General features: G+C 32.4%; 1 protein-coding gene. It reads right to left on the bottom strand.

Annotated features, from left to right (window positions below; all coding sequences use genetic code 11):
* Positions 1 to 107: 107 nt before the first annotated feature.
* Positions 108 to 248 (bottom strand): helix-turn-helix transcriptional regulator, encoded by a 141-nt coding sequence (locus AOA59_RS33695; protein WP_218212238.1) that lies wholly within the window; start codon positions 246 to 248, stop codon positions 108 to 110.
* Between the last annotated feature and the right edge of the window lie 2 nt (positions 249 to 250).

The raw sequence follows: 250 nt of genomic DNA, 5'->3' as shown, positions 1-250 counted from the left end.
TAAGAGCGAGAAGCTAGACATTGTTCTGAAGGTGGTAAATTTTATATATTCCCTTTTAAAAAAACCACCCAACACTCTTACTATCAGTGAGTGGGATGGCTAGTTGGTTATTTACTATAAATACACTTCATTAATTGGTAACGATCTTTCACATGTAATTTTTGGTATATATTGGTGATGTGATTTTTTACTGTATGGGTACTGATGGATAATTGTTCTGCCACACTATAATTATCTAGTCCTTCTATAA

Source organism: Pseudomonas sp. 2822-15 (assembly GCF_002742515.1).
Taxonomy (GTDB): Bacteria; Pseudomonadota; Gammaproteobacteria; order Pseudomonadales; family Pseudomonadaceae; genus Aquipseudomonas; species Aquipseudomonas salomonii.
This window is presented reverse-complemented; position numbering and strand designations above follow the sequence as displayed.